This is a genomic window from Massilia sp. Root418 (assembly GCF_001425265.1).
In the GTDB taxonomy this organism is placed as follows: Bacteria; Pseudomonadota; Gammaproteobacteria; order Burkholderiales; family Burkholderiaceae_D; genus Rugamonas.
In genome coordinates, this window is record NZ_LMEC01000001.1 from 479,239 (window position 1) to 502,864 (window position 23,626).

The 23,626-nt window shown below is 66.2% G+C and carries 18 protein-coding genes; 9 read left to right on the forward strand and 9 right to left on the reverse strand.

The window, feature by feature from the left end:
* The first annotated feature begins 70 nt into the window (after window positions 1-70).
* Window positions 71-1,420 carry a hypothetical protein gene (locus ASC94_RS01935; protein WP_229417136.1) on the forward strand — a complete coding sequence of 450 codons (1,350 nt, stop codon included), beginning with the start codon at window positions 71-73 and terminating at the stop codon, window positions 1,418-1,420.
* 17 nt (window positions 1,421-1,437) lie between these two features.
* Here ASC94_RS01935 and ASC94_RS01940 read toward each other — a convergent pair whose 3' ends face one another.
* Window positions 1,438-2,103 carry a DUF1080 domain-containing protein gene (locus ASC94_RS01940; protein WP_162251381.1) on the reverse strand — a complete coding sequence of 222 codons (666 nt, stop codon included), beginning with the start codon at window positions 2,101-2,103 and terminating at the stop codon, window positions 1,438-1,440.
* Window positions 2,104-2,122: 19 nt separating this feature from the next.
* Here ASC94_RS01940 and ASC94_RS01945 point away from each other — a divergent pair, with 19 nt between their 5' ends.
* Window positions 2,123-3,025: an alpha/beta hydrolase gene (locus ASC94_RS01945; protein ID WP_056389944.1), complete on the forward strand. Its 903-nt coding sequence runs from the start codon at window positions 2,123-2,125 to the stop codon at window positions 3,023-3,025.
* 39 nt (window positions 3,026-3,064) lie between these two features.
* Here the strand turns inward: ASC94_RS01945 and ASC94_RS01950 are convergent, their stop codons facing one another.
* The 6 genes from ASC94_RS01950 to ASC94_RS01975 are packed head-to-tail and all read right to left on the reverse strand — an operon-like array spanning window position 3,065 to window position 12,426.
* The gene (locus tag ASC94_RS01950; protein WP_373888090.1) at window positions 3,065-3,358 is read right to left on the reverse strand and encodes an L-rhamnose mutarotase; all 294 of its coding nucleotides are present in this window, start codon (window positions 3,356-3,358) and stop codon (window positions 3,065-3,067) included.
* Between the two features lie 17 nt (window positions 3,359-3,375).
* Complete coding sequence (locus tag ASC94_RS01955) at window positions 3,376-4,575, reverse strand: glycoside hydrolase family 105 protein (RefSeq protein ID WP_056389951.1); 1,200 nt, start codon at window positions 4,573-4,575, stop codon at window positions 3,376-3,378.
* Window positions 4,575-6,011 (reverse strand): glycoside hydrolase family 28 protein, encoded by a 1,437-nt coding sequence (locus tag ASC94_RS01960; RefSeq protein ID WP_056392028.1) that lies wholly within the window; start codon window positions 6,009-6,011, stop codon window positions 4,575-4,577. Before ASC94_RS01960 ends, ASC94_RS01955 begins: the two co-directional genes overlap by 1 nt.
* 8 nt (window positions 6,012-6,019) lie before the next feature.
* Entirely contained in the window at window positions 6,020-8,953 is a 2,934-nt protein-coding gene (locus ASC94_RS01965; RefSeq protein ID WP_229417137.1) for a glycosyl hydrolase, read from the reverse strand.
* 20 nt (window positions 8,954-8,973) lie between these two features.
* Window positions 8,974-10,269, reverse strand: a complete 1,296-nt coding sequence (gene rhaI / locus ASC94_RS01970) for an L-rhamnose catabolism isomerase (RefSeq protein ID WP_056389954.1) — start codon at window positions 10,267-10,269, stop codon at window positions 8,974-8,976.
* A gap of 57 nt (window positions 10,270-10,326) precedes the next feature.
* On the reverse strand, window positions 10,327-12,426 hold the full coding sequence (locus ASC94_RS01975) for a bifunctional rhamnulose-1-phosphate aldolase/short-chain dehydrogenase (protein WP_056389957.1): 2,100 nt from the start codon (window positions 12,424-12,426) through the stop codon (window positions 10,327-10,329).
* 379 nt (window positions 12,427-12,805) lie between these two features.
* Here ASC94_RS01975 and ASC94_RS01980 point away from each other — a divergent pair, with 379 nt between their 5' ends.
* From ASC94_RS01980 to ASC94_RS02010, 7 genes are all read left to right on the forward strand, one after another.
* Entirely contained in the window at window positions 12,806-13,609 is an 804-nt protein-coding gene (locus ASC94_RS01980; RefSeq protein WP_229417138.1) for a DeoR/GlpR family DNA-binding transcription regulator, read from the forward strand.
* Window positions 13,606-14,610 carry a rhamnose ABC transporter substrate-binding protein gene (rhaS, locus tag ASC94_RS01985; RefSeq protein WP_229417139.1) on the forward strand — a complete coding sequence of 335 codons (1,005 nt, stop codon included), beginning with the start codon at window positions 13,606-13,608 and terminating at the stop codon, window positions 14,608-14,610. Before ASC94_RS01980 ends, rhaS begins: the two co-directional genes overlap by 4 nt.
* 12 nt (window positions 14,611-14,622) lie before the next feature.
* On the forward strand, window positions 14,623-16,233 hold the full coding sequence (locus ASC94_RS01990) for a sugar ABC transporter ATP-binding protein (protein ID WP_082616032.1): 1,611 nt from the start codon (window positions 14,623-14,625) through the stop codon (window positions 16,231-16,233).
* Window positions 16,230-17,243, forward strand: a complete 1,014-nt coding sequence (locus ASC94_RS01995; RefSeq protein ID WP_056389966.1) for an ABC transporter permease — start codon at window positions 16,230-16,232, stop codon at window positions 17,241-17,243. The genes ASC94_RS01990 and ASC94_RS01995 overlap by 4 nt, the downstream gene beginning before the upstream one ends.
* Before the next feature lie 29 nt (window positions 17,244-17,272).
* Window positions 17,273-18,313 carry an ABC transporter permease gene (locus ASC94_RS02000; RefSeq protein ID WP_056389969.1) on the forward strand — a complete coding sequence of 347 codons (1,041 nt, stop codon included), beginning with the start codon at window positions 17,273-17,275 and terminating at the stop codon, window positions 18,311-18,313.
* Window positions 18,310-19,773: an FGGY-family carbohydrate kinase gene (locus ASC94_RS02005; RefSeq protein WP_056389972.1), complete on the forward strand. Its 1,464-nt coding sequence runs from the start codon at window positions 18,310-18,312 to the stop codon at window positions 19,771-19,773. The genes ASC94_RS02000 and ASC94_RS02005 overlap by 4 nt, the downstream gene beginning before the upstream one ends.
* A gap of 106 nt (window positions 19,774-19,879) precedes the next feature.
* A complete protein-coding gene (locus tag ASC94_RS02010; RefSeq protein WP_056389974.1) occupies window positions 19,880-20,935 on the forward strand; it encodes an NAD(P)-dependent alcohol dehydrogenase in 1,056 nt (351 codons plus the stop codon).
* Between the two features lie 34 nt (window positions 20,936-20,969).
* Here ASC94_RS02010 and ASC94_RS02015 read toward each other — a convergent pair whose 3' ends face one another.
* Both ASC94_RS02015 and ASC94_RS33975 read right to left on the reverse strand, forming a co-directional pair.
* Entirely contained in the window at window positions 20,970-21,449 is a 480-nt protein-coding gene (locus ASC94_RS02015) for a VOC family protein (protein ID WP_056389977.1), read from the reverse strand.
* 115 nt (window positions 21,450-21,564) lie between these two features.
* Complete coding sequence (locus tag ASC94_RS33975; RefSeq protein ID WP_082616033.1) at window positions 21,565-23,526, reverse strand: family 43 glycosylhydrolase; 1,962 nt, start codon at window positions 23,524-23,526, stop codon at window positions 21,565-21,567.
* Between the last annotated feature and the right edge of the window lie 100 nt (window positions 23,527-23,626).

Here is a 23,626-nt window from a genome sequence, read left to right on the forward strand (position 1 = left end):
AGGAAGATGAGCAATCGGACTGCAAAAATGCGCACACAATCGAAATCCCGTAACCTGAAATCAGTTATCCATGAAAACCAGATTCCTCATGCCAGCCGCCGCCGCGATCCTGATGGCATGCGCCTTCAGCGGCACTGCGCACGCTCAGATCGGCAAACGCTTTCCTTCCGAGCGCAAAGTGGTGAAAGACCCTGTGACCGGCACCATGCTCACTTTCCTGACCAGCAAGCCGCACGGGGACTCGAAGATCTATCCGACCCACCCGCAATGGACGGCGGATGGCAAGTGGGTGGTGTTCCGTTCGCGCCTGGCGGGCGGCGAAGCGCTGGCCGTTAACGAAAAGACGGGCGACATCGTCCAGGTGAGCGAAGGCGGCTACACCGGCATGCTGAACCTGGCGCGCAAGGCCATGAAGCTCTACTTCATGCGCCCGGACAGTACCAAAGGCCAGCTGCAGATCGTGGAAGTGGACCTGGCGCGCGTGTTCGCCGACAGCGCTGCGGGCAAGATGAAGCCCTCCGGAGAGTACCAGCGCGTGGCCGGCACCACACCGCTGGGCATGGAGGCCGGCGGCGACATGGCGCTGGATGCGGACGAGGAATGGGCCTACTTCCGCGTGGGGAAAGAGGAAGCAGGCAAGCACCTCGCGCCGGATGTGAAGCCGGAGGCGCCGTTCGGTCCGCGCGGCATGGGAGCTGGCCCGAACGGCATCGCGCGCATGAACGTGAGGACCGGAGAAATCCGGCACGTGGTATCGGTGCCCTTCCAGATCGGGCATATCCAGGCCAATCTGTTCAATCCCGGCGAAATCGTGTTCTGCTGGGAGACCGGCGGCAAGTCGCCGCAGCGCACCTGGACCGTGAAATCGGACGGCAGCGGCCTGCGCCCGCTGTACCCGGAAGCACCGTATGAATGGGTGACGCACGAGGCGGTGATCTCGAAGGACGAAGTGGCGATGGCCATCATGGGACACCGCAAGATCGAGGGCGGCGCAGGCGGCGTGGGCGGGCCGGCCACGGACGTGGGTGGCGCCAATCCCGGCCAGGACGCGGCCTGGGGGCCGAGCGGCACACGCGAGAAGCCGAGCGGCCTGGCTATCGTCAACCTGCGCACGCGGGAAATGACGATCGCCGGACAGACGCCCTCCGGCAGCGGCCTGTGGCACGTGCACGGATCGTCGGACGGCCGCTGGGCGGTGGGCGACGACTTCAGCCGCAGCGTCTACCTGATCGACCGCAAGACGCGCGAAATGGTCATGCTCACCACCGGCCACAAGGAAACCGCCGCCGACCATCCGCACCCGACCTTCAATGCGGACGGCACGAAAATCGAGATCCAGTCCGCCATGCTTTCCGAAGACGGCCGGACCATGAACATCTGTATCGTGCCGGTGCCGGCAGCATGGCTGAAGCGCAAGTAAGCTGCCTGGTACCAGTCTCAGTCCAGCGGCGTGAGCACCACGCGGCGCAGCTCGTACGGTGCGCCTTCCAGCTGGAAGCCGATGCGCCCGGAAGCGGGCGTGGCATGGGTCACCTTGTTCTGTGCCACGCCGTTAATGCTCACCTCCACGGTGCCGTCGCGGCTGACGATGTCCGCGCTGTTCCATTCGCCCGGCGGCAGCTCGCTGTCGGCAGCGGTATGGGCTTTGATGACAGGCGCGGCGCCCGGAGCGCTGGTGGGCGGCTCGGCGAAAGCATAGCTGGACATGGGCAGCAGGTCGCCCACGCTGCCCTTTTTGGTCTGCACTTGCAGGCTGACGGGCCACACGCGGTCCATGGCGCCGGGGCTGATGTGCAGCAGTACGCCGCCGTTACCCGGCTTGCCGCTCCAGCGCCACTCGACGTGCAGCCGGTAGTTGCGGTAGCCGGCCGTGGTAGCCAGGAAGCCCGAGGGCTGCCCGGTGGACGCGATCACGCCGCCGGGCAGCATGCTGAACACGCTCTCCAGCGGCGCGGCCGGCGAGGTTTGCAGCTCCCAGCCGGCAAAGTCCTTGCCGTTGAAAAGATCCACCGCACCGGCAGCACCGGATGCAGCTGAGGCGGCACCGCCGGCCAGCATCGCGGCCGTACACAGCGCGCGGAACCTGATTTTACGATTACCCATATCTGATATTCTCTCCACCATGAAAAAATTCATACTTGCTACGATGTTCGGCTGCGCCGCCGCCCTGGCCCACGCCAATTCCGTCATTCCCCTTTGGCCCGAGGGCGTGCCAGGCGCCCGCGCCAATATCGGCGCGGAACAGGACAAGGACGGACGCATTTCCAGCGTCAGCGAACCGACGCTGACACTGATCGGCCCCGCGGTGGACCGGCCCAACGGCACTGCCGTCATCATATGCCCAGGCGGCGGTTATGTGCGGCTTTCCGCCGACCGCGAAGGTACGCAGTACGCCAACTGGCTGTCCGGCCTGGGCGTTACCGCATTCGTGCTCAAATACCGCATGCAGGAATTCGGCCATCCGGCGCCGCTGCAGGACGTGCTGCGCGCTGTGCGCCTGGTGCGGTCGCGCGCGAAGGAGTACGGCATCGACCCGGCGCGCATCGGCGTCATGGGCAGCTCGGCGGGCGGCCACCTCGCGGCCAGTGCCGGCACCTTGTTCGACCTGCCGGCGGGCCGCACCGGCGCGGCGCTCGATTCCATCAGTGGCCGGCCGGACTTCCTGATGCTGATGTATCCGGTTATTACCATGGAGCCGCCGGCGGCGCATATGGGTTCGCGCAATGCGCTGCTGGGCAAGTCGCCTTCGCCGGAACTGGTGGCGCAGATGTCGCTGGAAAAACAGGTGACCGCCAGTACCCCGCCCACGCTGCTGGTCCACACGCAGGAGGATCAGTCGGTGCCGGTTGAGAACAGCATTCTGTTCTACCGGGCGCTGACCAGGGCGCGCGTGCCGGCCGAGATGTATCTGTTCGAGCATGGCAGCCATGGGATGGGCATGAAGGATGGCCTGGGCACTGCGTCGGACTGGCCGCGCCGCGCGGAGGAATGGCTGCGGGCGCGGGGGTTGTTGACGCGGCGCTGACGGCTCTTGGCGGGTTACGCTGCGCTAACCCGCCCTACGTCACGCAAAATGGAACATTTGCTCCAACGGCCATTCGCGTGGCCGGTTGCCGGGTTCCACTTCCATCAGGTCCGCCATGTAGTCCCACCAGCGCTGCATCACTTCCTTCCGGGGCAGCTCGGCGATCTTGTTGTCCGGCCAGAGCTTCAGCACGGCGAACAGGTGCAGCGTTTCTTCGTCCAGGAAAATCGAGTAGTCGTAGATGCCCGCGTCGCGCAGCGCGCGGCCCAGGTCGGGCCACAGTTCGTCATGGCGGCGGCGGTATTCCGCCACCGTGCCGGGTTTCAGTTTCATGCGAAAAGCGCGTATCGTCATTTTTTTTCCGCCATTTTCTTCAGTTCGGCCGCGGCCAGCAGGAAGCCGCCCACGCCGTAGTTGTAGCTCGATGCGGGCCTGTAGAAGGCCGGCTCTGCGCCGGTCTGCTGGATGCCGCCGAGGCGCCCGTCCGCGTACACGTTCTTCAGGATGCCCGCCCACGCGCGTTCGATCACGGGGCGGTAGGTCTTCTCGTCCAGATAGCCCCGGTTCACGCCGTACGCCATGCCGTACACGAACAGCGCCGAGCCAGAGATCTCCGGCAGCGGATAGGTGGCCGGGTCCAGCAGGCCTGCATGCCACAGGCCGTCCGGGCCCTGGATCCTGGCCAGCGCCGCGGACATCTCGCGCAACTGCTGGATGTAGAACGGCCGCTTCGGATCGTCCGCCGGAATCAGGTCGATGCTGCGCGCAAGGCCGCCCAGCACCCAGCCTTCGCCGCGCGACCAGAAGATCTTCTTGCCGTTCGGTTCGGTCTTGCCGATGTAGCTCACGTCGCGCGCGTACAGGTGCTCCTGCTTGTCGTACAGCGCGTCGTAAGTCTTCTGCCATTGCTCATGTACGTAGTCCAGGTACTTGCGCTCGCCGGTGGCCTTGTACATCTTCAGCCACACCGGCGGCGCCATGAACAGCGCGTCGCACCACCACCACGGCAGGCGGTCATCGCCGGGCTTCAATGTTTTCAGGTTAATCAGGGTGTCCAGCTGGGTGCGGGTGGCGGCCAGCTTCTCCGGCGACGGGTCGAGCGCGTACAGCTCCAGGTAGGTCTGCGCCACGCTGATGTCGTCCGCATTGGGGTACGGCGTGCGCAGCTCCCAATTGAAGCCCTTTGCCATGGCCAGCATGGCGTCGCGGTATTTGGGATCGCCGGTCGCTTCCGAGGCGGCCATGAAGCCGGTGAAGAGCACGGCCGAAGTCCAGATCTTGTCCAGGTGGCGCATGGTGCGCTCCAGCTGCCAGTCCGCCACCTTGCGCAAGGCCTTGTCGATGGCGGCCGGCTGCAACGCTGGCGACAGCCCGGTGGCGAGCGGACCGCCGTCGGCCGGCGCATCGCCGAACTTGCGGCTGGTGTCCTTGTCCACGATGGCTTGCTGGGCAGGCGTAGGCAGCGGGTAGTTCTGCTGGGCGGCGGCAATGCCGGATGCTGCGCCGAACGCCAGTGCCAGCGCGATGAAAAGGTTGGTCTTCTTGGCCATTAGGTCTTGTCCTGTTCTTCAAAGCTCTTCTTCGATGGATCGGCGCGCGGCGCGGCGGGACGCACCACCGTGGTCCCGGCGGGCAGGCCGCGCACAGCGGCGGCGTCTTCCACTTCCACCGGCGCGGCCAGCGCCAGTTTCACGTCGGTGAACTGCCAGTCCTTCACGTCGTAGATATGGCCGCCCTGCTTCGCCTGGATGTCGATGTTCTTCAGGCTGAAGCGCTCCAGCGGCACTTCCTTGTAGCCGCTCACCTCGAACGCCGTGGTGGCGCCGGTGGCCTTGATGTTCCAGATACTCACGTCATGGAAGAAGGCGCGTCCCTTCTCCTTCGGCACCGGCGTGGCGAGCACCTTCCAGTACGGCGGATAGTCCTTGATCTCAGGCGGAATGGTGGCGTAGCTGTAGCTGGGATTCCAGTTCATGGTGATGCGCATGACCACGGGAATGTCGGTCATCTTGAAGTCGTGCAGGCGCAGGTTTTCGCCGAATCCGCCGCGGGTGTGGGCGGACTTGAACAGGATACCAACCGGCACGTTGCCAACCACGGTGATGTTGTAGGCTTCGATATTGCGGAAGCCGCCCGCCGTTTCGCTGCCGAAGGTGACGCCGGCAGCGCCGTCGCGCACGATGGAGTCGCGTATCACCACGTCTTCCGTGGTACGGGCCACGCGCTGGCCGTCCGAATCGCGCCCGGCTTTCAGGCACAGCGCGTCGTCGTTCACGGCGATGTCGGCGTTCTGCACCAGGATGCGTTTGGAGGAATCGATGTCGATGCCGTCGGTGGAGGGGCCGCGGCCGCCTTCGTTGTTGCGGATGACGACGCCGTCCACCGTCACGTCGGTGGAATAGCAGATGTGCAGGGTCCAGAAGCCGGAACGGCGCAGCAGCAGCCCGCCGCCGACCTTGACGTTGGACGAGTTGAAGACCTGGACCAGGCGCGGACGCTGCGCGTCATAGTCCGAGGCCCAGCGCAGGCCGCGCGGTTCGTACTCCTTGCGCAGGGTCCAGTAGCTGTCCCAGAACACCTTGCCGTCGCCGTCGATGGTGCCTTCGCCTTCAATGGCGGCGTTCTTCTGCTCGTATACATTGACCAGCGCGGCAGGCCAGCTCATCTCGATGCCCGCGATGCGCGTGGGCATGACGGGGTAGTCCTTGATGTTTTGAGAGCCCAGTATGGTAGCGCCCTTCCCCACGTTGAGCGTAACGCCGCTCTTCACGAAGATGGAGCCGCTCAGGTAAGTCCCGGCGGGGAACACGACGCGGCCGCCGTCTTTGGCTGCGGCATCGATCGCGGCCTGGATTGCCTTGGTGTCCGTGGTGGTGCCGTCGCCTTTGGCGCCGTACTTGTCCACGCTGTAGTCCTTGGCGCCCGCCACGGTCATGGCCAGGGCCAGGACTGCGGCCAGCGCGGCCTGCATCCATCTTGCTTGCATGGTGTTCCTCATTTGATCTGCTCCTGCAGCAGCCGCACGGGGCCGAGCATGCCGGACGGCTTGGGCTCGATCAGGTGCGTGTCCTGCGGGACGAAGCGCTGGCCGTAGCGGGCGGACAGCAATCGGTAGTCGGGTCGTTCCTGGCCGGCCAGGCCGTTCAGGGCGAGATTGGCGACGCGCACTTCGATGCGGTTGCTGCCTGCCTTCAGCCACGGCGTGACGTCGATCTGGTAAGGCGGTTTCCACACCGAGCCGGCACGCTGGCCGTTGATATAGACCACGGCGGCTTCGCGCACCGGGCTTTCCAGCATGGCGCGCATGCCGGCGGGGACTTTCGGCGTGCTCTCCAGGGGCGCGCCGGGGCCGAAGTCCAGCGTGACGCGCGCGCCGGGCTGCGGCGCGGCGGGCAGGTTGACGTCCTTCGTATAGACGCCTTCGCCGGAATAGAAGCGTCTGGCAGGCAGGTCGGTCCAGGACCGCAGCTCGGCCATGGGCTGCGGCTGGGCACCGGGGAAGACCAGCTGCCAGTCGCGGCTCAGGTCTGCCAGCACTGAGGCGAGCCCCGTGCCGCCGAGCGCAGAACCAGCGCGTGTGCCATCCGCAGCCGGACCTGCGCCGCCGGGCGTGGCACCTGCCAGGCCTGCGGGGGCCACAGCGTCCGCATTGCCAGCCGGTGCTGGTGCTTGCGCTGCGTCGGACAGCACCAGCACGCGCGATTCGTATGGCGCCAGGGTGAGCGAGAAGCCTGGCTTGACGCTGGCGGGCGTGGCCTTGCCGTCCTGTGGGTTCCACCAGGCAGCCGAGCGGCGCGTGGCGCGCAGGGTTGCGGTGGTGCGCACTTCGCGGTTGCTGGTGTTGGCGATGAAGTAGATGTCGCCGTCGGCCAGCTTGCGGCGGATGAAGCCGACATCGGACTGGCTGGAAGCCAGCTGCAGGTCGCCCGGCAGCGCCTTCTTCAGCGCCGAGCCAAGCGCCGCGTCGTCCGCCACGAGCTGCACCTGGGCGCCGGAAGCGAACAGTGTTTTGGCAGCGGCGGCAACCTGCGCGCCTATGCGCGCGCCATCGGCATAGCCCGGCGCCAGCGACGGCGTGCCGCCGACGGCAATAATCTTGCCTCCCCCGCGCACGTAGGCCTGGAGCCTGGCCAGCACCTCGGGCGCCAGCCGTTTCACGTGCGGCATCACCAGCACCGGGTGCTTCACGCCCAGCGCCAGGATGGACTCTGCATCCACGTAATCGATATTGTGGCCGGCATCCAGGATCTGCTCGGTGAGCAGCGGCGTAACGTGCTTGTGCATCTCGGCCGACAGCGACACCTTGCCCGGCGTGAGCACCGAATAGACATCGTCGTTCGGCAGCAGCACGGCCACCTGGTTGGCGGGCTGGCCCTGGCGCAGGAGGTAGCTAATGCGCTGCAGGTAGGCGTTCACGTCCGGCATGACGTTCCACCAGGGCTGGTGGTCGTTGAACACCGCCGCCGCGTAGAAGGCGTAGCCCGGTTCTTGCGCACCCGGCGGCGTGTACGGCCAGCCGTGGCCGACGAACTGGTTCACGCCCTGCAGCAGCATGCGGTCCGCTTCCACCTTCATGTCCAGCGGCGTGGCGCTGAAGGCGGGCGAATTGAGCCAGGTCCAGGTTTCTGCGGATACCACGGGGCGGTTGTACAAATGGCCGGCCGACGTGGCCAGGCGCGTGAAGGAGAAGCTGCGGAACTGCGGCCCCTCGCCTTCCGGCAGCGCCACCAGGCGGTTGCTGGACAGGGAAACGGCCGGCTCGCCGTAGGTCTGGGAACGGAACTGGGTGCGGTGCGCGGTGGCCCAGTCATTCACCGGCGTCAGGTAGCGCTCGTTGACCAGCTCCGTCTGCGTCAGCGCCCAGTCGCGGCGCAGCGCGGCGGCGTCCGGGCCCTGGCCGCTGTAGACGGCCGGCAGGTGCGGTTTCAGGTCGTAGCCGCGCCGGCGCTGGAACTCGGCCAGGAAATCGTCGGTCCAGTCGGTGCCGTAGACTTCCAGGCTGTCCGAGAACACGGCGTACGGCGGCTTGTCGCCGAAGGCTTTCAGCAGCGGTTCGGCGACCGTGTTCAGGTGGTGGTCGATGGCGGTGCGGCTCAGGTGGTCCAGCACAAAGCCTTCCGCTCCCAGTGCGGCGCGCTTGACTTGCTGGCCGGTGCGGCTGGCGATGTAGTGCACGGCCACGCGCGCCTGGGCGGACGGCGCGATGGCGGCGCGGCCAACGCCGGCGGCATTGCTGCCAGCGGCGGCGATGAGGCGCAGGCCGGCGGCGTCATATTGTTTTTCGCTGCCTTCGCCGACGAAAGCGGCAACCAGCTTCTCGCCGCTCATCACCGGCGGCAGCGCATAGGATGCCGCGTTAGGGGGAATGGCGACCGGGACCACGCGCATGCGGCTGGCCGCTTCGGTAACGGGCACGTTCGGGCCGCCGTAAGGCCAGCCGCTGGCGAGCGTCATGTCCACGCGCAGTTTCTGCTCATGGGCTTTCGTGTTGACGAAGCTGACGGCGTCCAGGAATTCGGGGGAAAGATAGGGAACGTTGCGGATGCCGCGTGCCGGGTCGTCAAGTTCCATGGGATAGACGGGCTGGATTTCAAAGCCGCCGAAACCGCCCGCCTTCATGGCCAGCATTTCGCGCTCCAGCTGCGGTTTGACCACGTTGGGGCCGAACCACCACCAGCGCACCATGGCCCTGGCGTCGTCCGGCGGCACGGCCAGACGGGCCGCCACGTCCGCCAGCCGGTCGGAGCGCACCGGCGCCGGCGGCAGGTAGGCTGCTGCTGCGGCGGCTGCGGCCGAGGCGGCCGGGGCGGCACCGGCGCCCGCCGGGGCAAGCGCCCCGCCAGCCGCCAGCGCCGCCGCCGCCGCAGCGAGCCATGTTGAGGAAATGTTACGCGTAGCCGCCGTCCTGCGCATGGTGCGCTTGCTCATCGATAAGCTCCGGCAGGCGTTTAAACGATGCCGCTGCTGCTGGCGCCTGCCTTCGCTGGACGCGCTTCAGCCGCCTTCTCGCGGTAGCCGGACGCGCGGTAGCATGCGACCGGATCGATGGCGCCGCCCGAACGCACGCGCGCCATGGCCAGGATGGCGCTGACGTCAGTACGGTAGGCCTGCTTGAGCGCCTGCGCCGACTGCAGCGCGTCGTTGCTCTCCTGGTACTGCTTGAGCGCGGCGCGGTCCACCAGCGCTGCCTGCACGGCGGCGCGCTGTACTTCGGCGGCGCTGTTCATCAGGCTCTCGATCGGATCGGTCACGTTGTGCGACTGGTCCAGCATATAGGCCGGATTGAAACTGGCGCCGTCGCGCTGCTCGGCGTCGGCCAGTTCATTGAAGACCAGGAACAGCTGGAACGGATTGATACTGCCAGAATCCAGGTCGTCGTCGCCGTATTTGCTGTCGTTGAAGTGGAATCCGCCCAGTTTGCCGAACTGCGCCAGGCGCGCCACGATCATTTCGATGTTGGTGTTGGGCGCGTGGTGGCCCAGGTCGACCAGGCATTTCGCTTTCGGTCCGAGCTGCTGCGCGCAGGCGAAGCTGGTGCCCCAGTCGGCAATGGTGGTGGCGTAGAACGCCGGCTCGAACAGCTTGTGTTCGATGTACATCTGCCAGTCGTCCGGCAGCGCAGCGTAGATGCCGCGCGCGCTGTCCAGGTAGCGTTCCAGCGCGCCGCGCAGGTTGTGCTGGCCCGGGAAGTTGGCGCCGTCGCCCACCCACACGGTCAGGCCTTTCGAGCCGAGCGCCTTGCCCAGTTCAATGCATTCGATATTGTGCGCAACCGCTTGTGCGCGGGTGGCTGCGTCCTGCGACGTCAGGCTGCCGTACTTGTAGCTGTGTTCCTGGCCCTGCTGGTCCTGGAAGGTGTTCGAGTTCACCGCGTCGAAGCCCAGGCCATAGCCTTCAGCCTGCTGGCGCAGCGCGTTCGGATCGGTGGTTTTATCCCACGGGAAGTGCAGCGACACGCTGGGCGTGGCGCGCGTGAGCTGGTGGATCACGCCGCAGTCTTCCATTTTTTCAAACACGTTGCGCGGCTCGCCCTTGCCCGGGAAGCGCGCGAAACGGGTGCCGCCGGTGCCCACGCCCCAGCTTGGGAGCGCTACCGCGAAGCGCTGCGCGACGGCGGTCAGCTTCTCGATGTCCTGGCCGCGGCGGGCCAGCACGCCTGCCAGCGCGTCATAGTCGGCCTGCAGGTTCGCTTCCAGTTTTGCGTTGTGTTCGGCCACGCGGCCGGCGTCGATCAAAGTACTCATCCCAGTCTCCATCTTTCTATTTCTACGAGGCGGGCCGGAGCCCGCCGCCTGCTTTTTTTAGCGCGTGAATGCTGCTGCGTTGCCGGCGTCCACGTTCAGGATATTGCCGGTGCTCTTGCCCGCCTTGTCGCTGGCCAGGAAGTACACCGCCTCGGCGATATCCTCCGGCAGCACGCTCAGTTTCAGCATGCTGCGCTGGCGGTAGAAGTCTTCCACGTCGTCCGTGCCGATTTTATTCGACTGGGCGCGTTCCTGCTTCCATTTTCCGTCCCAGATGCGCGAACCGCGGATGACCGCGTCCGGATTGACCACGTTGACGCGGATGCCGTGCGGTGCGCCTTCCAGCGCAATGCAGCGCGCCAGGTGGATTTCCGCGGCCTTGGCGGTGCAGTAGGCCGATGCGCCGGCCGAGGCCACCAGGCCGTTCTTGGACGCCACGAACACCATGCTGCCGCCCAGCTTCTGCTGCTTCATGATGCGGAAGGCGGCACGGCTGGCCAGGAAGTAGCCGGTGACCAGGATGTCCTGGTTGCGGTTCCAGATTTCCAGCGTGGTCTCGTCCAGCGGCGCCGAGGAGGCGATGCCGGCGTTGGAGATCAGCAGGTCGATGCCGCCGAAGCGCAGCGCCGATGCGTTGATCACGTCTTCCACCGCCTGCTCGCTGGTGATGTTGGCGACGATGCTGCCCACGCTGTCCTTGCCGGCGGCCTTGGCCAGTTCCTTGTGCGCCTGCTCCAGTGCTTCCGCGTCGATATCGGTCAGCATCACGCATGCGCCCTCCTGCAGCAGCTGGCGGGCAACCGCCTGGCCGATGCCGCCGGCGCCGCCGGTGACCAGCGCGATGCGGCCGGCCAGGCTTTTCGGCTTGGGCATGCGCTGCAGTTTCGCTTCCTCCAGCAGCCAGTATTCGATGTCGAACGCTTCCTGCTCCGGCAGGCCAACGTAGGTGTCCACGCCGTTCGCGCCGCGCATCACGTTGATGGCGTTGACGTAGAACTCGCCGGCGATGCGCGCGGTGGCCTTGTCCTTGGCGAAGGACAGCATGCCCACGCCGGGAATCAGGTAGATGATGGGATTGGCGTCGCGCACGGCCGGGCTGTTGTCATGCTTGCAGCGCTCGTGGTAGGCGCGGTAGTCTGCGCGGTAGGCTTCCAGCTGCGCGTCCAGGCCGGCCACGAGGCCGTCGAAGTCCGGCTTGGCCGGATCGAAATCGATCACGAAAGGACGGATCTTGGTGCGCAGGAAGTGGTCCGGGCAGGAAGTGCCCAGCGCGGCCAGCGGCGCCAGGTCCTTGCTGCAGACGAATTCCAGCACGGCGTCGCTGTCGTCAAAGTGGCCCAGCTTGTATTCGTCCTGGCTGATCTTGCCGCGCAGGACAGGCATCAGTTTGGCGGCCAGCGCGGAGCGCGCCTCCGGCGCCAGCGGCGTGGTGCCGGCGCCGCCGAACACCGGCTGCTTCACGTTCGCAGCCAGCCATTCCTCGGCGCGCTTGATGATGTTCAGCGTGGTTTCGTAGCAGCCCTTGGCGGTGTCGCCCCAGGTGAACAGGCCATGGCCTTCCAGGATGATGCCCTTCAGCTGCGGCTGCGATTTCGACAGCGCTTCCAGCTTCAGGCCCAGGTCGTAGCCGGGACGCTGCCATGGCAGCCAGCCCAGTTCACCTTCGAAGATCTTGGCGGTCAGCGCTTCGCTGTTCTTGCACGCGGCGATAGCGATGCAGGAATCCGGGTGCATATGGTCGACGTGCTTGCGGTCGATGTAGGCGTGCAGCGGGGTGTCGATACTGGCGGCGCGCGGGTTGAGGTTGAAGGTGCAGTGCGGCAGGTAAGCCACCATCTCGTCCTCGAACGCCAGGCCGCGGTAGCGCTGCTTGAGCGCCTGCAGCTTGTCCATGTACAGCGTGGAGAAGCCGTCGATCTTGATGCTGCCCAAATCGCCGCCGGAACCTTTCACCCACAGCACTTCCACCTGCTCGCCGCTGAGCGGGTCGGCCATCATGACCTTGGCGGAGGTGTTGCCGCCGCCGAAATTGGTAATGCGCAGGTCCGAACCCAACAGGTTGGAGCGGTACAGCAGCAGCTCCGGCTCGCTCATGGCGGCGGCTGTGATGTCGTTCCATAGGGAAGCGATCGGTTCTTTCTGCTTCGGGTCTTTCATTTGCTGATCTCCGTTGTGGGGTATGTGTGACTTTTTGCCGTCGGGGCAACTGCAATCAGTAGAAATCAGTGGGGTATGGGGTGTCAATGCGGAAGCAATCAACATGATGACTAAGAACGAAATAATCATATCGATGATTGGAACGCGCAGTTTATGCTGCAACGCGGCGGAAATAATCAAGTAGTTGAGCGAAGCCTGATTGACTGGTCAGGCCAAAATGATTAGTCTCTATCGTTAATAAAGTGATCACCTGGCACCGCCGGCGGATAAAACCGGCGGGCGAACTTGAGTAGACACAAAATAAGAGGAGACAGAAATGGTAAATCACAAGCGCCGTAAACGTTTGTTGAAGCTGCTCGCCGAACATAATACGGCTAGCGTGCCTCAACTGGTCGAGTGGCTCAACGCCTCGCCTGCAACCGTCCGCAGGGACATCAGCTGGCTGGCCGGCCGCAATCTGCTCACCCGCACCCGGGGTGGCGCAACCAATCTGCAACAGAAGAAGCGCGGTTTCCCGCTCACCAGCGAAACCTTCCAGAACAATATCCAGTGCTACGCCGAACGCAAGCGCGCCATTGCGCGCTACGCGGCCGGCATGTGCACCGAGGGCGAAACCATCATCATCAACGGTGGCACCACCACCTTCATGATGGCCGAGTTCCTGGTGGACCAGCACCTGAAGATCCTCACCAACTCCTTCCTCATGGCCGAGCGCCTGCTGGTATCGAGCGAAAACGAGATCATCCTCCCCGGCGGCAAGGTGTACCGCGAGCAGAACGTGATCCTGAGCCCCTTCGACAACGACATCACCCAGCACCACTACGCGGCCAAGATGTTCATGAGCGTGTACGGCCTGTCGCTGCTCGGGCTGATGGAGGCGGACCCGCTGCTGATCCAGGCCGAGAAGCGCTTGATCAGCCAGGCCGAGGAGTTGATCGTGTTGGCCGACAGCTCCAAGTTCCAGAAGAAGGCCGGCCTGATCCTGTGCGGCCTGAACCGCGTGGCCACGGTCATCACCGACACCCACGCGTCCGATTCGGCGGTGCAGCTGATGGAGCAGTCGGGCATCCGCGTGGTGACGGTGGAGCCGGAGGCCCTGCCGCCGCAGATCATCGCCCCTAACTACAACCCGGCGTTCGACTACCAGACCGCGTCCATGTACCAATCGGAGACCTCGCATTGAAGCTCAAGAAACTCGCAATCGCGGCGCTGGCCGCCAGCATGCTCGTCGCCCTGGCCGGCTGCGAAAAGAAGCCCGAAAAGGTGCGCATCGCCATGGTGGTGAAAAGCCTGGGCAACGGCTTCTTCGACGCCGCCCACACCGGCGCCAAGGAGGCGGCCGCCCAGCTGAAGGACGTGGAGATCATCTACACCGGCCCCACCACACCCAGCGCCGAGGGGCAGATCGAGATCATCAACTCCCTCATCAGCCAGAAGGTGAGCGCCATCGTGATCTCGGCCAACGACCCGGACGCGCTGGTACCGATCGCAAAGAAGGCCATGGGACGCGGCATCAAGGTGATTTCCTTTGACAGCGGACTGGCGCAGGAGGGCCGCCTGATGCAGCTCAACCCGTCGAACGCCAACCTGATCGGCCAGAAGCAGATCCAGATGGCTTCCGACGCGATTGGCGGCGCGGGCGAAATCGCCATCCTGTCGGCGTCGGCCCAAGCCACCAACCAGAACATCTGGATCAATGTGATGAAGAGCGAGCTGGCCAAGCCGGAATTCGCCAAGCTGAAACTGGTGGCCACCGTGTATGGCGACGACCAGTCGGACAAGAGCTACCGCGAAGCGATCGGCCTGCTGCGCAGTAACCCCAACCTGAAAGCCATCATCGCGCCGACCACCGTGGGCATCAACGCGGCCAGCAAGGCTGTGGTGGACGAGCACCTGGTGGGCAAGGTATTCGTCACCGGCCTGGGCCTGCCTTCGGAAATGGCGGGCCACGTGAAGAGCGGCGCGGTGCGCGAGTTCGCGATCTGGAACCCGATCGACCTGGGCTACGCGGCCACGTATGCGGCGTATGACTTCGTCAAGGGCGCGCCGAACGCGAAGCCGGGCGGCGCGGTGTCGGCCGGCCGCATGGGCACCATCGCCATCGACGCCAGCGGCGAGGCGGCCATGGGTGCACCGTTTACTTACAACAAAGAGAACGTCGACAAGTTCTCCAAAATCTTCTGACGCGGACGCAGCATGCAACTCAATCTGTTAGTTGGCGGCGCGGCGCAAGCCGCAGCCACCGCCTCAGCTGCCACCTCAGCTACCACATCAGCTGGCACCGCCGCCGCCCTGCCCGCGCCGGTGCTGGCCTTGTCCGGCATCAGCAAGCGCTTCGCCGGCATCGTGGCACTGAACAAGGTAGCGCTATCCGTGCGCCCCGGCGAAGTGATGGCGCTGATCGGCGAGAACGGCGCGGGCAAATCCACGCTGGTGAAGACCCTGACCGGCATCTACCGTCCGGACGAAGGCACCATGGAACTGTGCGGCAAGCAGGTGGCCTTCGCCAGCGCGCAGGAAGCCATGCGCGCCGGGATCACGGCCGTGCACCAGGAAACCGTGATGTTCGACGAGCTTACCGTGGCCGAGAACATCTACGTCGGCCGCCAGCCCTGCAAGGGCGCGCTGGGCCGCGTGGACTGGCGCCTGATCGAGGCGGAAGCCGAAAAGCTGTTCGCGCGGCTGGAAGTGTCGCTGCCGGTACGCGCCAAGGTGAAAGACCTGAGCGTGGCGCAGCGCCATTTCGTGGAGATCGCCCGCGCCCTGTCGCAGGATGCGCGCGTGGTCATCATGGACGAGCCGACCGCCTCGCTGTCGCAGCGCGAAATCCAGGAGCTGTACCGGATCATCGCCCAGCTGCGCGCGGCGGGCACCGCCGTCATCTTCATTTCGCACAAGTTCGACGAGATCTTCGCCGTGGCGGACCGCTACACCGTGCTGCGCGACGGCCAGTTCATCGCCGAGGGCGCGCTGTGCGACATCACCGAGCCGGAACTGGTGGCCCTGATGGTGGGCCGCGCCGTGCACCAGGCCTATCCCAAGGCCGAGGTGACGCCCGGCCCGGTGCTGCTGGAAGTGGAAGGCTTCTGCCATCCCACCGAATTCGAGAATGTGAGCTTCAAGCTGCGCCAGGGCGAGATCCTGGGCTTCTACGGCCTGGTTGGCGCCGGCCGCTCGGAAGTGATGCAAGCGCTGTTCGGCCTGAGCACCGGCGTGCGCGGCGCGGTGCGCCTGGGCGGACGGCAGGTGCGCATCACCTGCCCCGCCGACGCCATCGCCAACGGCATCGCCTATGTGCCGGAGGACCGCCAGCACCAGGGCGCGCACCTGTCGCTGCCCATCCTGCAGAACATCACCTTGCCCATCCTGGACAAGGTGGGCTTTTTGCTGCGCAGCCGCCGCGCCCAGGAGAATACCATCGCCCGCCATTTCAGCGAGCAGCTGGAGCTGAAGGCCAGCCACCTGACGCAGCTGGTCTCCGAGCTTTCCGGCGGCAACCAGCAGAAGGTGGTGCTGGGCAAATGGCTGGCGACCAATCCGCGCGTGATCATCCTGGACGAGCCGACCAAGGGCATCGACATCGGCTCCAAGGCGGCCGTGCATAAATTCGTCAGCGAACTGGTTGGCAAGGGGCTGTCGGTGATCCTGGTGTCATCCGAGCTGCCGGAAGTGCTGGGCCTGGCGGACCGGGTGGTGGTCATGCACCAGGGGCATATTACGAATGTATTCGAGCGGGCCGAGGCCACGCCCGAAAAAGTGGTGGCGGCGGCTTCCGGCTGCGCGCTGCCGGTAGAGGAATGCGCATGAAAGCTTTGAAACAGAGGGAGGCGCTGCTGGCGCTGATGATCGTGGGCCTGATCCTGCTGGTGGGCCTGCGCGCGCCGGTGTTCCTGAGCGGCGCCAGCCTGGCCGGCCTGCTCACCGACAGCACCCTGCTGATCATGCTGGCGCTGACCCAGATGCTGGTGATCGTCACGCGCGGCGTGGACTTGTCGGTGGCGTCCAACCTGGCGCTGTCGGGCATGATGTCGGCGCTGCTGGCGGCGCGGCACCCGGAGCTGCCGCTGGTGCTGGTGGTGCTGGCCGCCGCCGCCATCGGGCTGGCGCTTGGCCTCGTCAACGGCTGGCTGATCGGCTATCTGGAACTGCCGCCCATCGTGGTCACGCTGGGCACCATGAGCGTCTACCGGGGCATGGTGTTCGTGCTGTCCGGCGGCGCCTGGGTGTCCTCGCACCAGATGCCGCAGGACTTCATCGCCTTCCCGCTGGCGCGCCTGTTCGGCATCAGCCACCTGGTGTGGATCGCCGCGGCGGCCGTGCTGGCGGCGGTGTTCATCGCACGCCACAGCCGCTTCGGGCGCGACCTGTACGCGGTCGGCAACGAGCCCGCGTCGGCGCGCTATGTCGGCATCCCGATCGCGCGCCGCCTGCTGTGGACATACGGCCTGTCGGGCCTGATGGCTGGCCTGTGCGGCTACCTGTGGGTGGCGCGCTACGCCGTGGCCTACACCGAAATCGCCTACGGTTTCGAGTTCACCGTGATCGCCGCCTGCGTGATCGGCGGCATCAGCATCGCCGGCGGCACCGGCACGGTGGCCGGCGCAGTGCTGGGCGCCATGTTCCTGGCCGTGATCGGCAACGCGCTGCCGGTGCTGAAGGTGTCGCCGTTCTGGCAAAGCGCGCTGACCGGCCTGGTGATCCTGACCGCCGTGATGATCAATGCGCGCGGCAACAAGAGCGCCGGGCGCCAGATCCTGCCGCTGCATCTCGTTAAACCTGATCAACCTGCTCAACCTGCCATTGGGAGTGCCGCGTGAATTCTGCGCCTGTTTCGTCTCCGACCGCTTTGTCCGGACCGTCCGTTCCCGCTGCCGCTGCCCCCGCAGCCGCGGCGCCGGCAAGCAGTTCGCGCTACATCATCCAGGACCGTCCTGGCTTCCGCCTGGGTGCCGCGCTGGGCCGCTGGGAAAGCCTGCTGGCGCTGCTGCTGGTGGCGGCCTTCGTTGTGTGCGGCGTCCTGCTGCCGAATTTCCTGGACCTGAATAACCTGGCCGACGGCACCTTCAACTTTAGCGAAAAGGCGCTGATCGCGCTGCCGATGGCGCTGTTGATCATCTGCCGCGAGATCGACATTTCCGTGGCCGGCACGCTGGCGCTGTCGTCGGTGGCCATGGGTTACGCCAAATCCATCGGCCTGCCGCCGGAAAGCCTGCTGTTCGTGGCGCTGGCCACCGGCACTGCCTGCGGCTGGCTGAACGGCTGGCTGGTGACGCGCTGGGCGCTGCCGTCCATCGTTGTTACCATCGGCACCGTGTCGCTGTTCCGGGGCCTGGCCAGCGTGGTGCTGGGCGACCAGGCCTACACCGGCTATCCGCAGCTGATGATGGACTGGGGCCAGGGCTACTTCTTCGACTTCATCCCGCGCGAGTTCGTGGTGCTGCTGGTGTTCGCCGCCATTTTTGCGGTGGTGCTGCACGCCACGGCCTGGGGCCGCCGCATCTACGCCATCGGCAACAACCCCGTGGCCGCGCGCTTCTCCGGCATTCCGGTTGAGCGCTACCGCCTGGTGCTGTTCATGGTGGCGGGCGCCATGGCCGGCCTGGCCGCCTACCTGTTGACCGGCCGCATCGGCAGCACGCGACCCAACATCGCCATGGGCTGGGAGCTCGAGGTGATCACCATGGTGATCCTGGGTGGCGTCAGCATCGCCGGCGGCGCGGGCACCATCGGCGGCGTGCTGCTGGCCGTGCTCACGCTGGGCACTGTCACGTATGGCCTGTCGCTGGCGAACATCCCGGGCATCTACATGACCATCGTGGTGGGCGTGCTGCTGCTGGTGACCATTGCGCTCCCACGCCTGCTGCGCGGGCGCAAGGTGGCCAAATGACGCCGTCCTCCCCAGCCCCCGCCACCATCGTCCTCGACATCGGCAAGACCAACGTCAAGCTGGCCCTGATCGATGCGGACGGCCATACGCTGGCCGAGCGCCGCAGCCCGAACGCGGTGGTGCCGGATGGTTTGTACCCGCACCACGACACGGAGCGGATCTGGTCCTGGATGCTGGACGCCATGCGCGGCTTCGCGCAGCTGGCACACGTGGGCGCCATCGTGCCCGTCACGCACGGCGCCACCGCCGCGCTGGTGGACGAGGAAGGCCTGGTGCTGCCGGTGCTGGATTACGAAGACGAGCTGCCGCCTTCACAGGATGCGGCGTACCGCGCGCTGCGGCCGCCCTACTCGTCCAGCTATTCGCCGCTGCTGCCCGCCGGCCTGAATTTGGGCCGCCAGCTGGCCTGGCAGGCGCATGCCTACCCCGGGCAGTTCGGGCGCGCGCGCCACATCCTGATGTATCCGCAGTACTGGGCCTGGCGCCTGAGCGGCGTGGCCGCCAGCGAAGTGACTTCGCTCGGCTGCCATACCGATCTCTGGCAGCCGGCCCGGCAGCAGTATTCGTCGATGGTGGAACGCATGGGCTGGAGCGCGCTGTTTCCGCCGCTGCGGCCGGCCTGGGCCCCGCTGGGTCCACTGAAACCCGAACTGGCGGCGCAAACCGGCTTGCCGGCAGACTGCAAGGTGGTATGCGGCATCCACGACAGCAACGCCTCGCTGCTGCGGCACCTGCAGGGCGCGCCGCGCACCGTGCTGTCCACCGGCACCTGGGTGATCGCCGCCGCCATCGGCATGCCGCTGGATGGCCTGCGCGAAGCGGGCGACATGCTGGCCAACAGCAACGCGCTGGGCGAACCGGTGGCGTGCATGCGGTTCATGGGCGGCCGCGAGTTCGGCGAACTGGCCGGTGCCGAACCGGTCCAGTGCAGTGCCGACGACTTGCAGCGCCTGATCGCGCGGCAGACCATGGCCCTGCCATGCTTTGCCTCGGCCGGCGGCCCGTTCGGCGGGCGCGCCGGATCGGTGGCAGGACCGGCGCCGCAGACGGCGAAGGAGCGCTATGCGCTGGCCACGCTGTATTGCGTGCTGATGAGCGACTATTGCTTGACGGCGCTGGGCGCCTGCCAAGGCGAGATCGTGGTGGAAGGCAGCTATACCGGTAATCCCTATTTCGCGCCGCTGCTGGCCGCGCTGCGGCCCGGGCAGGCGGTCCTCAGCTCGGACGACGCGAGCGGCACCACCTGCGGCGCCTGGATGCTGGCGCATTGGCCGGCTACAGGGGGCGCGGCGATCGGCCGCGCGACGGGCGGCGCGCCAGCCGATGCTGCCGCCGTTGCGGATGCTGCGGATGCTGCGGATGCTGCCACTGCTGCCGGTGGCACCGCTGCCCGTGGCACTGCCCCCTTGGCGCTGCCCGGCTGGGCCGCCTATCGCGAACGCTGGCTGGCTGCGCTCTAGGCCAGCCGCCGCCGGATCAGGCAAGAAACGCGTCGGATCGGTCTACCGCTGGGCGGTGCTGCCGGGGGAAAATTGCTGATACTTTCTCAGCTTAAGGACAATCCCCATGCAAGTACACGCTTACGGCGCCCACAGCGGCGACACCCCGCTGGTCCCGATGGCGATCACCCGCCGCGCGCCGGGACCGCACGATGTGCAGATCGATATCGCATACTGCGGCATCTGCCATTCCGATTTACACCAGGTGCGCGCCGAGTGGGCGGGCACGCAGTTCCCTTGCGTACCTGGGCACGAAATCGTCGGCCGCGTCTCGGCTGTCGGTGTGCACGTGGCTGGGTTCCAGCCGGGAGACCTGGTCGGCGTAGGCTGCCTGGTGGACAGCTGCCGGCACTGTGCCGAATGCGGCGAGGGGCTGGAAAACTACTGCGACGGCATGGTGGGCACCTACAACTTCCCCACGCCGGACGCGCCGGGCTGGACGCAGGGCGGCTATTCCCAGGCCATCGTGGTGCACGAGCGCTATGTACTGCGCATCCGCCATCCTGAAGCGGCGCTTGCCGCAGTCGCGCCGTTGCTTTGCGCTGGCATTACCACGTATTCGCCGCTGCGCCACTGGCAGGCGGGCCCGGGCAAAAAGGTGGGCGTGGTCGGCATCGGCGGCCTGGGTCACATGGGCATCAAGCTGGCGCACGCCATGGGCGCGCACGTGGTGGCGTTCACCACATCCGACGCCAAGCGGGCGGCGGCACTGGAGCTGGGCGCCGACGAGGTGGTGGTGTCGCGTAACGCGGACGAGATGGCGGCGCACGCCAAGAGCTTCGACCTGATCGTCAACACGGTCGCCGCGCCGCACGACCTGGACGCCTTCCTCGTGCTGCTCAAGCGCGACGGGACCATGACGCTGGTGGGTGCGCCCGCCAGCCCGCATCCTTCGCCCAATGTGTTCAACCTGCTCATGCAGCGCCGCAGCATTGCCGGCTCCATGATAGGCGGCATCCCCGAGACCCAGGAAATGCTGGACTTCTGCGCCGCACACGGCATCGTGGCGGATATCGAACTGATCCCGGCCGGCGAGATCAATTCGGCCTATGAACGCATGCTCAAGGGTGACGTCAACTACCGCTTCGTGATCGACAACGCCACCCTGTCCGTGCCCGCCTGATCAGCGGTCACTAGTCAGCGGTCGTGGGCAGCGCTCAGGCGGCGCCACGAACCGCCGCCTCGATCCTGGAGACGTCGATCTTGCGCATCTCCATCATCGCCGCGAAAGCGCGCTGCGCCACCTCGCCGCCCTGCGACATGGCCTTGGTCAGCACGCGCGGCGTGATTTGCCAGGAGAGGCCCCATTTGTCCTTGCACCAGCCGCAGGCGCTTTCCTGGCCGCCGTTTTCCACGATGGCGTTCCAGTAACGGTCGGTCTCGGCCTGGTCGTCGGTGGCGATCTGGAAGGAGAAGGCCTCGCTATGCGTGAAGGCCTTGCCGCCGTTCAGGCCGATGCACGGAATACCGCAGACGGTGAACTCCACCGTCAGCACCTGCCCTGCCTTACCGCCTGGGAAATCACCCGGCGCGCGATGCACGGCGCCCACTGCACTGTCCGGAAAGGTGCGGGCGTAAAACTGCGCCGCCTCTTCCGCTTCACTGTCATACCAAAGGCAAATCGTATTTTTGTTCATGTACAGTCTCCTTTCAGTCTCGCTGTTGGCAGTCCGGGATTCGGCCCACCAGCATACTAGCCTGCTTTGCCGCGCAGCGCACGTCTATCGGTTCGGCGCCACTAGCCGGGCGCAGCTACGGCGCAGGGGCTTTCAAAAGGATATCCGTGGGCCGGTCGCGGTCGGCGCGGAGGACGCCGCCGGATTCCATCAGCTCAACGACCTGGATCGCGCTGCGGCGCTGCTCCGTGCCGTCCAGCTTGGCGTCCGCACCGCGCCGGCCGGGATGCGTGAAATAGAACAGGTAGGCACGGCCGCCGCTCACCACCACGTCGGCGTGGCCGCCCTGCACCTGGTCGTCGACGCCCTGGCCGGGCGCCTGCAGCAGGTTGTCCGGCTGGCGGGTCCAGCTCACGGCATCGCTTGAACGGTACACGCCCAGCCCGCGCCATACGTCGGTGATCATCCACCACGCGCCGCGCCACTGGAACACTTTCGGGCCTTCGCCCGCCTGGTCGGACACGGCGCGGCCACGGTCGGTCCAGGTCTTCAGGTCCGCGCTGTCGGCGTAGTAGATGGATTTCTTGTCGGCTTCGTTGTTGTACCACATGCGCCAGCCGCCGCCAGGCAGCCGGGCCACGCAGGCGTCGATGATGCGGTCGGACGCCAGCTTGAGCGGCTCCGGATTGCGCCAGTTGCGCATGTCGGTACTGGTCAGGTGCACCATGTGGCGCGGGTGCTTCCAGTCCTGGAATACGCCCGGCACCACGGTCAGATACATATGGTAGACGCCGTCGTCGCCCTGCACGATCTCGGGTGCCCAGTGCGTGGCATCCTTGCCGCCCATGGCGGACGGCAGCTCGACGTCCGCCGTTCCCGAATAGGTCCACGTGGCGCCGCTGTCGTCCGATTCGGCAATGCCGATGCGGGTGCCGTGCACCCACTCCACGCCGGATAAGCCGGCCGAACTGGCGCGGCGGTTGGTGTAGTACATCCACCATTTGCCGCGCGCCGCGTTCCACACCACCACCGGGTCGGCGGCACCGTCTTCCACCGGGTCGCGGAACAGCGGCTTGGCGGCCACCCGTGGCTGGTCGGGCACGGGCTCGCCGAATGCCGGCGTGCCGTCGGCATGCCAGTGCAGTGCTTGCGCGCGGGTGTGGCGGTTCGGGTCGCGCAGCGGATCGCCCTTGATGTCGCGGTAGTCGCGCGCATGGTAGACCAGCACGTCGGTCTTGCCGTCCGGCGTGGTGGTGAAGGAATTGTGGCCGGGACCGTACTGGCCGTTGGCGCTCTTGAACACCGGCACAGGCGACTTGCGCCAGGATGACGGGTCCAGCAGCCTGGCGTCGGCCGGCGCGCTCAGCAAGCCCATGGCGTAGTTGGCGTCCGTGGCGCTGGCCGAATAGGTGAGAAACACGCGGCCATTGCGCACCAGCGCGGACGGCGCTTCGTTCACATCATGCTTCACCTTTTCCCATGCAAATTCGGGATGGGACAGCATCGTGGCCGGGCCCTTGATGGACAGCGGCGTGTCCATCTCGGCCAGGTAGATATTGGTGCCCTGGTAGGCCGGTTCCGCGCCACGCTGGGTCCAGGCCAGGTAGCGCTTGCCGTCCAGCGCGAACGTGGTGGCGTCCAGCGCGAAGCTTTCCCAGCCGGTCTTGAGCTGGCCGCGCTCTATCCATTTGCCCTGCAGCGGATCGGCGGCACTGTTCTCCAGCACGTACAGGCGGATCTCCCAATGCGCGTCGGCGCGGCCGGCGGTGAAATAGATGTACCACTTGCCGTCGATGCGGTGCAGCTCGGGCGCCCAGATGTGGTAGCTCATCGGACCGCTGGCGTGCTTGCGCCACACCACCTGCGCCTGTGCGCTGCCCAGGTCATCGAGCGTGCGCGCGCGGCGCAGCTCGATGCGGTCGTACTCCGGCACCGTGGCGGTGAAGTAGTAGTAGCCGTCACTGTGCAGCGTAACGTGGGGATCGGCGCGCTGGCGTACCAGCGGGTTGGCGAATACGGGGTCGGCGGCCGGCGCCGGCGGCACGGCGAACAACGCCGCCAGTATGGCGGCGGCGGAAAGCAAGGGTTTTGAGTGCATAGGTGGTGGTCAGGTACGCTGTGTCCCGGAGAAGCCGGGCGCTTGCCGTGGCATTTTAAGTGAGCCCGGCGGCAAGGCCTGCACGCGTACGGAAACAATC

What these genes read in the sequence shown, in the direction of transcription:
- ASC94_RS33975 (WP_082616033.1), bottom strand. Translation starts at nt 23,526, where the DNA reads ATGCACTCAAAACCCTTGCTTTCCGCCGCCGCCATACTGGCGGCGTTG.
- ASC94_RS01975 (WP_056389957.1), bottom strand. Translation starts at nt 12,426, where the DNA reads ATGAAAGACCCGAAGCAGAAAGAACCGATCGCTTCCCTATGGAACGAC.
- rhaI (WP_056389954.1), bottom strand. Translation starts at nt 10,269, where the DNA reads ATGAGTACTTTGATCGACGCCGGCCGCGTGGCCGAACACAACGCAAAA.
- ASC94_RS02015 (WP_056389977.1), bottom strand. Translation starts at nt 21,449, where the DNA reads ATGAACAAAAATACGATTTGCCTTTGGTATGACAGTGAAGCGGAAGAG.
- ASC94_RS01960 (WP_056392028.1), bottom strand. Translation starts at nt 6,011, where the DNA reads ATGCAAGCAAGATGGATGCAGGCCGCGCTGGCCGCAGTCCTGGCCCTG.
- ASC94_RS02010 (WP_056389974.1), top strand. Translation starts at nt 19,880, where the DNA reads ATGCAAGTACACGCTTACGGCGCCCACAGCGGCGACACCCCGCTGGTC.
- ASC94_RS01995 (WP_056389966.1), top strand. Translation starts at nt 16,230, where the DNA reads ATGAAAGCTTTGAAACAGAGGGAGGCGCTGCTGGCGCTGATGATCGTG.
- ASC94_RS01945 (WP_056389944.1), top strand. Translation starts at nt 2,123, where the DNA reads ATGAAAAAATTCATACTTGCTACGATGTTCGGCTGCGCCGCCGCCCTG.
- ASC94_RS01940 (WP_162251381.1), bottom strand. Translation starts at nt 2,103, where the DNA reads ATGGGTAATCGTAAAATCAGGTTCCGCGCGCTGTGTACGGCCGCGATG.
- ASC94_RS01965 (WP_229417137.1), bottom strand. Translation starts at nt 8,953, where the DNA reads ATGAGCAAGCGCACCATGCGCAGGACGGCGGCTACGCGTAACATTTCC.
- ASC94_RS01935 (WP_229417136.1), top strand. Translation starts at nt 71, where the DNA reads ATGAAAACCAGATTCCTCATGCCAGCCGCCGCCGCGATCCTGATGGCA.
- ASC94_RS01990 (WP_082616032.1), top strand. Translation starts at nt 14,623, where the DNA reads ATGCAACTCAATCTGTTAGTTGGCGGCGCGGCGCAAGCCGCAGCCACC.
- ASC94_RS01950 (WP_373888090.1), bottom strand. Translation starts at nt 3,358, where the DNA reads ATGAAACTGAAACCCGGCACGGTGGCGGAATACCGCCGCCGCCATGAC.
- ASC94_RS01955 (WP_056389951.1), bottom strand. Translation starts at nt 4,575, where the DNA reads ATGGCCAAGAAGACCAACCTTTTCATCGCGCTGGCACTGGCGTTCGGC.
- ASC94_RS02005 (WP_056389972.1), top strand. Translation starts at nt 18,310, where the DNA reads ATGACGCCGTCCTCCCCAGCCCCCGCCACCATCGTCCTCGACATCGGC.